Origin of the sequence: Nostoc sp. NOS(2021), from assembly GCF_017115025.1 — a bacterium.
In the GTDB taxonomy this organism is placed as follows: Bacteria; Cyanobacteriota; Cyanobacteriia; order Cyanobacteriales; family Nostocaceae; genus Nostoc.
The window spans coordinates 26,319-35,332 of sequence record NZ_JABXKM010000037.1 but is presented as its reverse complement, the minus strand read 5'-3'; the positions used below and the strand labels follow the sequence as shown (position 1 = coordinate 35,332).

The following is a 9,014-nucleotide window of genomic DNA, read 5'->3' as shown; positions in this document are numbered from 1 at the left end:
GTATATAGGTTTTATCATCAGTTAATGTCCTAACCTTCTTGTCCGTTGCTATATTTGCCCAATAACATTTAGGAGTGCTGAGTGCTGAGTAAGAAGTAGTACTTATGAATCTTCCCACTCAGCACTCATTACTCGGAACTGATTTGATGCTGAGTGCGATTATGGTTACTGAGCTTGTCGTACCACTTCGTGGAAGCAAGCTACGCAAAGCGTCTCGTAGAGAAGTATTGCTTTTTTTACTCTCAGCCGAGTTCCTGGGCACTGGCTAAACGCCCCACTATCGCTAACAGCACTGTTTGCTATTACTCTTGCACATCAACCCAGATACTGCCTTCTTCCACACGAATCGGAAATACTGGCAGTGCCTTTGGTTGTGAAACCAACGAGAGTACCTTACCTATACCAGGTGGCCAAGAACACCAGTCTTGTACCTCACCAGTCCGCAGGTCAAAAGCACTGTGATGGAAGGAACAAACAATTGCCCCACTTTCAGTGATTTTCCCACTTTTCAGTGGTAATTTCATGTGAGGACAGGTGTTATCTACAGCATAAAGCTGACTTTCGTGATTCAAAAGCAGAATTTTCCGATTACCAACTTTCACTACTTCTCGCGCACCTGGCGAAAGTGCTTCGACTGCAAGAACTTTAGTCCAACTCATTAGGTTCTCCTCTCCTAATATATCTGCTTTCAGTTTCCCGCAATTGTGACCAGTGCGATCGCCTTTCAGTATTGAAGAGTGGGGAAGGTTAACAATTCAAAATTCAAAATTCAAAATTCAAAATTCAAAATTCAAAATTGTTCGCGCAGCGTCACGCTGGTGAGATACCATAAATATAAAATTTTACATAAAATACCGTTTTCACACTGAATAAACTTATTTCTGGGTAAACTAAAGAAAGCGCTTCCTATCCCAGTATCATCAGGCTTGTGGCTGATAACAGACAACTTTGAGCGATATAAAAAATGATTAAGACAAGTTACGAATTTGACCAGTCTATCCTCCCGGCAGGATCTTCATTAAAGACTAATATTCTGCTACGTTTTCGGGCTGAGGTAGCAGAATCTCCCCGACGTAACCTTAACCTTTCTCTGGTAATTGACCGTTCCGGCTCTATGGCAGGCGCTCCCTTGCATCACGCACTCAAAGCCGCTGAGTCTGTGGTAGATCAACTTGAGCCAGATGACATTCTCTCAGTAGTTGTTTACGACGATGAAGTAGACAGCGTTGTGCCACCCCAGGCTGTGACTAACAAGGCCGCACTGAAAAATTCTATCCGCAAGGTTAGAGCCGGCGGTATTACCAACTTATCGGGGGGATGGCTCAAAGGCTGTGAACACGTGAAGACGCGACTTGATCCCCAAAAAATCAACCGTGTTCTCCTGCTTACCGATGGTCACGCCAATATGGGCATTCAAGACCCGAAGATACTCACGGCGACATCGGGGCAAAAAGCTGAGGAAGGCATTATCACAACTACGTTAGGTTTTGCTCAGGGTTTCAATGAAGACTTGCTGATTGGTATGGCAAGAGCCGCCACGGGCAACTTCTACTTCATTCAGAGCATCGACGAAGCAACGGAAGTGTTTAGTATTGAGTTAGACAGTCTCAGAGCAGTAGTGGGACAGAACCTCAAGGTGACACTTGAGTTGGCTGATGGTGTCAGCCTTGTTGATACCTTAAGTCTTGCTAAAGTTAGCCAGAATGACGCTTCTCAAGCTGTCCTCACTTTGGGAGAGCTTTACGAGGGCGAAGACAAACTTCTCGGTTTGAGTTTGGTGATATCAAGCGCTCAAATTGGGGAGTTACCTGTGATGAAACTGCATTACAGCGCCGATGTTGTGCAAGATCACCTGATTCAAAGCGTGTCAGGCACAGTAGATGTCGTTGCCAAAGTTGGCACAGTTGAGGAAGCAGCTTTTGCCTCTACCAGCCAGATCATTCTGGAACTGAGTCGCCTGACGATCGCAAAGGCCAAAGAAATTGGACTCAATCTAGCTGAACATGGCAAGCATCAGGAAGCTGAACAAACCCTGCGGGCGCTGGTGAAAGATTTGCGGGATAAAGGCTTGAACGAGAATTTTGAAATTGCTGAAGAGATCGATCAGCTTGAGTATTTCGCAGGTCGGATCGCCCAAAAAGCTCTAGGCAATGCCGGACGTAAAGAGATGCGGGATCAGTCTTACCAGACGATGACGCGCAATCGCAGCGATCTGGGGGGTCGAGGTGTCACTGCTGGCGATGAAGTGTACGCGATACCGATTGTGAATGAAGTCGGTTCAGGTGTGGAATTGTACTGCGTTCGTGAAGGGGGTAAACTGCGGGTAAAAGTCATGTCCGAAGGCTACGATTCAACCAAGAATATTCAGTTTCCCCGGGCCATTCGTGCCGAGGGAGCACGCTATGTTGTTGAAGGACTGGAACTCTCAAGCGATGGTACTTTCTACCGTGTACGTGGTAAGCTCACCCGTTTTGCTCAAGCCGGTGAAGGAGATATCTTCGTTGCCCCTAGACAATCGAATCTAACTAACACAGGCAAAGCTTCCAAAGGGCCTGCTAGTGCCGCCGATCTGATCACAACTGACACTGTAGGGGACAGCATTTTAGTTCAGTGTGTCAAAGATGGCAGCAAGCTACGTGCTAGGGTAGTTTCCGACGGATATGAACCGGATTGGAACATGCGTTTTCCGCGATCGGTTCGTGAGGAAGGAATGCTTTACCTCGTTGATGAAGTCAAAACCGCACCTGATGGCAAGTCTTATATTGCCTGTGGTGAAATTAAGCGATTTGTGCAACCCACTACTACCAATTAGACATAGGAGTGAAAATGACGTAGGGACAATTCATGAATTGTCCCTAGCAAGGATTTCGAGCAACGCAGAATTAATTTTCACTCCTATGTCTATTGAGTAGCCCTTTCAAAGTGACTCATAAAATCTTTGCTTTCCTCTCTGCGTTACGGACACTTTGCTCAAGTCGGGAAACCCGCCCACGCAAGTGTCCTCCTCTGTGCCTCTGCGGTTCAATAAATCACTTTTAAACCGCAGAGGCGCAGAGTACACAGAGAAAAGAGAATTATTGTCCAAAAATTTTACCCACCTTGAAAGGGTTAGTCCTAATTACGCTTCGATCGCAGGGTTATAATCATCTGGGTTATTAAAGCCTGCAATCCAGGCGGCTGCCTGATGGCAATTTCGCATATCAGGAGGAACGCGCAAAATATGAAGATGTCTTGTGGATGGACAAGTAACTTTCAAGACCATCAGCGGCTCGTCATCCTCAAAAGGAATGTAGACTAGTTGACGTTCTCCACCAGAGTCTCGATCGCGATCGCGGATCAACCCTCCCACTTGCTGCAAAAATGTCTCGTATCCCAGACGTTCAATCAGCACGCGGCGCAACTCAACATTCTCTATATTCAGGATATCCTGCCCAGTTATCGACTGGGATTCAAAGGCAATCTTATCCGTCACCTGCACGCCTCGCCAGCGCCAGACAAAACCATGCCCCGCAGATAAACTGGTAATCCCACTTCCGGCCAACTCGATCCAATAAGTAACGTGGAGTCCTTGGGGAATGCTACTTTAATCTGACGTTGGTAGCGATCGCTAGCCAATCTTTTCACTTTCTGCACCAATGCTGCCGTTTTTTCTGGTTCATCAGCATTGATAAATAAATAATCTCCCTGACGAGCCGCTAAGTCAATCGCCCGGTCTGATTCACCAGCGTCACGACATCGGAAAAATTATCGTGATAAAGTCTGATACATTAATAACTACGGTAGCACGGTCGAGTTATGGTATATTGCCACTATCACATCTTGAGATTGTCTACTTATAAACTCAGAGTAGTTTCCAGCTGCTCTCAAGCTTTCGATTTTGACTAAGATTTTGCCGAATCAAGTTTAGCTGATTTGTTAGTGATCAAAAATTAGGCTTTGTTGGATTACAAGCAAACTTAGACAAATAACCAAGCAGTTTCAATTACAAACGCACAATTATGGTAGATATTAAGTTCGCATACTGGATTCCCAACGTTAGCGGGGGGTTAGTTGTTAGTAAAATCCCCCAACGGACAGATTGGACTTACGAATACAATGCTCAACTAGCTCAGACGGCTGAAGAAGTCGGGTTTGAATATGCTCTAGCACAAGCCAGATTTATCGCCAGCTATGGCGCTGAGTACCAACTAGAGGCACTTACAACCGTGTCAGCCCTAGCTCCTGTCACCAAGAAATTGAAGCTAATTGCAGCAGTTCACCCTGGATTGTGGCATCCGGGAGTAGTTGCTAAAATCGGTGCCAGCATTGATTTTCTGTCAAACGGTCGGTTTGCACTAAATGTGGTTAGCGGCTGGTTCAAAGATGAATTCACCATCTATGGTGAACCGTGGTTAGACCATGACGAACGCTATCGTCGTTCCGAAGAATTTATCCGCGTTCTCAAAGGTTTGTGGACAGAGGAGGAGTTTCACTTTAAGGGCGACTTTTATCGCATCAATGGTGGTTGGGTGAAGCCCAAACCGATTAATCAGAATCCACACCCGGAGATATTCCAAGGTGGTAACTCGAAAGCAGCCCGGCGCATGGCTGGCCGCGTCTCTGATTGGTATTTTATGAATGGCAACACTATAGAAGGGGTGCGATCGCAGATTGAAGAAGTGTCTGCATTAGCGAGTCTTGAAGGACGCAAAATTAAGTTTGGTCTGAATTCCTTTATCATCGTGCGAGATACGGAAGCAGAAGCCCATGAAGTATTGCGCGATATTATTGCCCAAGCAGATGTAGAGGCGGTGAAAGGATTTGGCGAAGCAGTGAAACAGGCGGGAGCCTCTACTCGTGAGCATCAGGGAATGTGGGCTAATTCCAATTTTGAAGACTTGGTGCAGTATAACGATGGCTTCCGTTCCGGCTTGATTGGTACGGCTGATCAGGTGGCTGACAAGATTCGCCAGTTTTATGAAGTCGGAGTTGATCTAATTCTCGGTGGCTTCTTACACTACTCGGATGATTTGCCTGCATTTGGTAAGACAGTAATTCCGATTGTGCGCGAACTAGAAGCTAATCGTCGTAAGGTTGATGAGTTAGTTGTGGTGTAGCAGATTCTTGAGAGTTAACGACTTCTGCAAGTAGTTGTGTAATTTATCCGGGCTTTATTTGGGAAGTCGTTCAATGGTTAAGCCCATTCCTACAAAAAGTTGATCATTCAAAGAATCTTACCAGATTCAATCTGTGTATTGGCATATTGCAATCAGCCCTACAAATTACCACTAGCCAATGTATTTAGATCATTGTCTGGTTAAATACTGATCACAATCAAGGAGTTATATTATGACATCAGTAATTGATACTGAACAGAAGGCGCATATCATTCGGGATGACAAAGAAGCGATCGCGATCGCTCACGAATTGGCAGCTGAGTTTGCCAAGGGAGACTCAGAGCGCGACCAAAATCGGCGTTTGCCTGCTGAGGAAGTGCAAAAGTTCTCCCAGAGCGGATTGTGGGGGATCACAGTCCCTAAAGAGTATGGTGGGGCTTTTGTATCGAGTGTCACCTTAGCAGAAGTCATTAAAATCATCTCCGAAGCTGATTCTAGCCTCGGTCAAATTCCCCAAAACCACCTCTACATGGTGGAAGCAGTTCGCTTGGATGGTACAGATGAGCAGAAGAAGTTCTTCTTTGATTTGGCTTTACAAGGTAAGCGCTTTGGTAACGCCTTCTCGGAAATTGGTACTAAGTCTGTCACCGATGTCCAGACAAAGTTAGAACCAGATGGTTCTGACTTCGTACTCAACGGACGTAAATATTACTCCGCCGGGGCATTACTAGCTGATTGGGTTCCCGTGATTGCTAGTCAAGATGGTAAGACAGTGGTGGCATTTGTCGAAAGAGATGCCGCCGGATTGACCCTACTTGATGACTGGACGAGCTTCGGACAGCGTACTACAGCTAGCGGCACTACCATTATTGAAAATGTGAAAGTGAAGGCAGAACACGTCATTCCGCACTACTTAGCCTTTGAGCGGGCAACACCAATGGGTGCGATCGCGCAAATTATCCAAGCTGCTGTAGACGTGGGGATTGCCAAAGCCGCAGTTCGTGACACCATCTACTTTGTCCGCAACCATACCCGCCCTTGGGTTGACAGCAATTTAGAAAAAGGATACGAAGACCCTCTGACGCTCTATAACTTAGGCAATGTCCAAATTCAGGTTCACGCTGCTGAAGCATTACTGCGACGTGCGGGTGAGTTTCTCGACATCGCCAACGAGTCAGGTTTAGAAGAACCCAAGGTAGTGGAAGCATCGATCGCAGTTGCGGAAGCCAAAGCCTTAGCCACTGAAGCAGCATTACTAGCTACCAATAAGTTGTTTGAACTAGCAGGTACTAAGTCCACATTGGAGCAATTCAACTACAATCGCCACTGGCGAAATGCCCGCGCTCACACACTCCACGATCCCGTGCGCTGGAAATACTACGCTGTTGGTAACTACTTCCTCAATGGTGTTTATCCCCCACGCCATCCTTGGCTGTAATTGCCGCATTTTCTATTGGGGTCAATCAATTTGGGATTTGGGATTTGGGATTTTAGATTGATCCCATGCATTAATGCAGTTCCTCTGAATAAAGAATTGTAGATTTTGGATTTATTCCACAAAGAAATTTGCTTGCTCTCAGACATTTTAAATTTTGGATTTAAGATTCAAAATTTAAAAGCGTTCGACTGACTTGTACTGAGCGTTGTCGTTGGCGCAGCCTCTCGTAGAGAAGTAGCGCTCACGCCGAAGTCTAAAATTCGGTGAAGCTTTCGGGGGTAATATAGCGTTTCCTAATCACATAAGGTACATCAGAGCAAGCTCCTCGCGTGCGGGGAGGGGGTTGAGGGTGGGGTTCTTGTACGTCACTCAAGCGAGAACTGTTATATTTACCAGAATGCTTTGCCCCTGATAAATCCAACATTATTTAAGTTGATACTATGAGCGTTGCAAACCCAACCCAGAGGCGGAGTATTTGGAAAAGCCAGCCATTTAAGGGACTACTTTTTATTGCTGTAATTGCTGTCATTAGCTATATTTTTGAACTCATCTTTGGTCAAATTATTCAACTGAATGTGGGAACAAAGTTGACTTACATCACTATATGCTTCGTCTGGTGGTGGCATCTAGGTTTTTCTCTCAACGGCTATCCAGGCTCTCGCTTTTCCTCTACCCGATTTGGACGATTATGGTGTACAAGTTTGAAAAATTAAGTCGAGCTGAGGTGGAGTCTATGCTAGGAATAACGCTCAAAGAAACGAGAGTTTACCGAGAAATTAAGGAGGAAGGACGAGAGGAAGGACGAGAGGAAGGACGACGGGAAGAGGCTGCTAACCTTATTATCCGATTGTTGACTAAGCGGTTTGGAGAATTGTCTGGGGAAATGCGATCGCCACTTTTTGATTTACCTTTACCTGTTCTCGAAGATTTGAGCGAAGCACTGTTAGATTTTACCAGTTTAGCTGATTTGCCGACTTGGTTAAAAGTGGTTGGGAATTAAATTTATAGCGAGCGCTATCCTCTTAAAATTGATATATGCGTTGGGAAGTGCGTATAAGCTTTGCGGCTTGTCTCTAAATTCTAGATCAATTCAGCAGCATCAAAATTTTGACGCTGCTGAATTCATGTCTGAATTGTTCTTTGCACCTTTGCTGAATATCTAAAAGGTGAAAGTTGTTCTCACAGTGCCACTACATAGGCTTCTATTTTGTCTCCAATGGGGAAGTAATAAGCGAGCCAATCGAGAAAATCGTTGTTGAGCGAATTAAATTTGTCAATACCCTACAATGCCAATGCATTCCTATGCATTGTTAATGCGTCGGCTTGCATTAAAAACGCTACGCTTTTACGTAAAACTGTATTTAGAGAGATTACATTCACTCTAATAACCTTTGGGGAATTTTAACAACCCCCTCAAAACTTTAAAGTTTTGAGGGGGTTGGGGGGATCTTCCGGGGCAAAATATCACGAACACCAAGCGTATTGCATTCTAAAGTGCAATAGCAATGAAATGGGAAATAAACAAATGCACACCCAATCAACAGACCAATCAACAGAAATCAACCTGCTCACTCCATCTAGAGAACTACCTTTATATAGCAAGAGAATTTTAGTAACAGCACCGAGAAATTATGCTTATAGGTTATCTGAACAAATAATCAAACAAGGTGGTCTACCTGTTCTCATGCCTACTATCGAAACTTGTTATTTATCAAACTACACTAAGTTAGATACTGCTCTGGAACGAATAGACGAATTTGATTGGATTATCTTCACCAGTAGAAACGGGATCACTGCATTTTTTCACCGGATGAATGATTTAGATATTCCCGTATCTGTGCTAAAAAATTGTCACTTATGTGCTTTAGGAAAAGACGCAGAAAGCTTATTGTCTTTTTGTGGCAAAGTGGATTTAATCCCAACAGAATCTAGCCCAGCCGGAATTGTGGCTGAATTAGCAAAACTTCCGCAAATTAACGATAAAAAAGTGCTGATACCTGCTCCAGAAGTTGTTGGTTTGCCTGAGCCTGATGTTGTACCCAATTTAATTACGGATTTGCAGAAATTGGGCATAAAAGTAACTCGCGTACCTACCTATATCACGCAGGGTTTAGATAAAAATATCTACAGTATTGAATTAAACCTGATGCGTCAAGCAATGATCAATGTAATTGCCTTTAGTAGCACGGCGGAAGTAGAAAGCTTTTTGACAATGGTCAACTCGCCAAGCGATTATGAACATTGTATTATTGCATGTTTTGGCCCTTATACAACTGCTAATGCCCAAAAGTTGGGTATGAATGTCTCCATCGTGTCTGCGGATTATAGTTCATTTGAGGGATTTGGGGAAGCGATCGCAGAATTTTTTACTCTCAGTTCCAGTTCACACTCAGCGCTTGGTGATGTAGGGTAATCAACCACAATCAACTCTAGACTAGCTGCACATAAACCCGTAGTATCGGAAATAGAGTTTATCTTAA

Annotated in this window: 9 protein-coding genes and 1 pseudogene; 7 read left to right on the top strand and 3 right to left on the bottom strand. The window is 44.6% G+C overall.

The annotated features are described in order from the left end of the window. Positions 1 to 104 precede the first annotated feature (104 nt). Positions 105 to 269, top strand: a complete 165-nt coding sequence (locus HWQ41_RS04540) for a hypothetical protein (protein ID WP_292760256.1) — start codon at positions 105 to 107, stop codon at positions 267 to 269. A gap of 33 nt (positions 270 to 302) precedes the next feature. On the opposite strand, the gene HWQ41_RS04535 is transcribed toward HWQ41_RS04540, so the two are convergent. Continuing rightward, on the bottom strand, positions 303 to 659 hold the full coding sequence (locus tag HWQ41_RS04535; RefSeq protein WP_292760254.1) for a Rieske (2Fe-2S) protein: 357 nt from the start codon (positions 657 to 659) through the stop codon (positions 303 to 305). Between the two features lie 305 nt (positions 660 to 964). On the opposite strand from HWQ41_RS04535, the gene HWQ41_RS04530 reads away from it, so the two are divergent. Further along, positions 965 to 2,812 (top strand): VWA domain-containing protein, encoded by a 1,848-nt coding sequence (locus HWQ41_RS04530; protein ID WP_292760253.1) that lies wholly within the window; start codon positions 965 to 967, stop codon positions 2,810 to 2,812. A gap of 306 nt (positions 2,813 to 3,118) precedes the next feature. On the opposite strand, the gene HWQ41_RS04525 is transcribed toward HWQ41_RS04530, so the two are convergent. Beyond that, positions 3,119 to 3,541, bottom strand: a complete 423-nt coding sequence (locus HWQ41_RS04525; protein ID WP_292760252.1) for a DUF6745 domain-containing protein — start codon at positions 3,539 to 3,541, stop codon at positions 3,119 to 3,121. A gap of 457 nt (positions 3,542 to 3,998) precedes the next feature. Between HWQ41_RS04525 and sfnG the strand changes: the two genes are divergently transcribed. Together sfnG and HWQ41_RS04515 are read left to right on the top strand one after the other, a co-directional pair. Then, positions 3,999 to 5,096 (top strand): dimethylsulfone monooxygenase SfnG, encoded by a 1,098-nt coding sequence (gene sfnG / locus HWQ41_RS04520; protein ID WP_292760251.1) that lies wholly within the window; start codon positions 3,999 to 4,001, stop codon positions 5,094 to 5,096. Between the two features lie 232 nt (positions 5,097 to 5,328). Next, positions 5,329 to 6,534, top strand: coding sequence for an SfnB family sulfur acquisition oxidoreductase (locus HWQ41_RS04515; RefSeq protein WP_292760250.1), 1,206 nt, complete (start codon positions 5,329 to 5,331; stop codon positions 6,532 to 6,534). Positions 6,535 to 6,787: 253 nt separating this feature from the next. Here the strand turns inward: HWQ41_RS04515 and HWQ41_RS04510 are convergent, their stop codons facing one another. After that, complete coding sequence (locus HWQ41_RS04510) at positions 6,788 to 6,958, bottom strand: hypothetical protein (protein WP_292760249.1); 171 nt, start codon at positions 6,956 to 6,958, stop codon at positions 6,788 to 6,790. Between the two features lie 16 nt (positions 6,959 to 6,974). Here HWQ41_RS04510 and HWQ41_RS04505 point away from each other — a divergent pair, with 16 nt between their 5' ends. The 3 genes and pseudogenes from HWQ41_RS04505 (at position 6,975) to HWQ41_RS04495 (ending at position 8,947) form a co-directional block, all read left to right on the top strand. Further along, the gene (locus HWQ41_RS04505; RefSeq protein WP_292760261.1) at positions 6,975 to 7,247 is read left to right on the top strand and encodes a hypothetical protein; all 273 of its coding nucleotides are present in this window, start codon (positions 6,975 to 6,977) and stop codon (positions 7,245 to 7,247) included. After that, positions 7,211 to 7,534, top strand: a pseudogene (locus HWQ41_RS04500) (DUF4351 domain-containing protein); the annotation flags it as partial. The gene HWQ41_RS04505 and the pseudogene HWQ41_RS04500, both read left to right, overlap by 37 nt. A 525-nt stretch (positions 7,535 to 8,059) precedes the next feature. Continuing rightward, the gene (locus HWQ41_RS04495; RefSeq protein ID WP_292760247.1) at positions 8,060 to 8,947 is read left to right on the top strand and encodes a uroporphyrinogen-III synthase; all 888 of its coding nucleotides are present in this window, start codon (positions 8,060 to 8,062) and stop codon (positions 8,945 to 8,947) included. Positions 8,948 to 9,014: the final 67 nt, after the last annotated feature.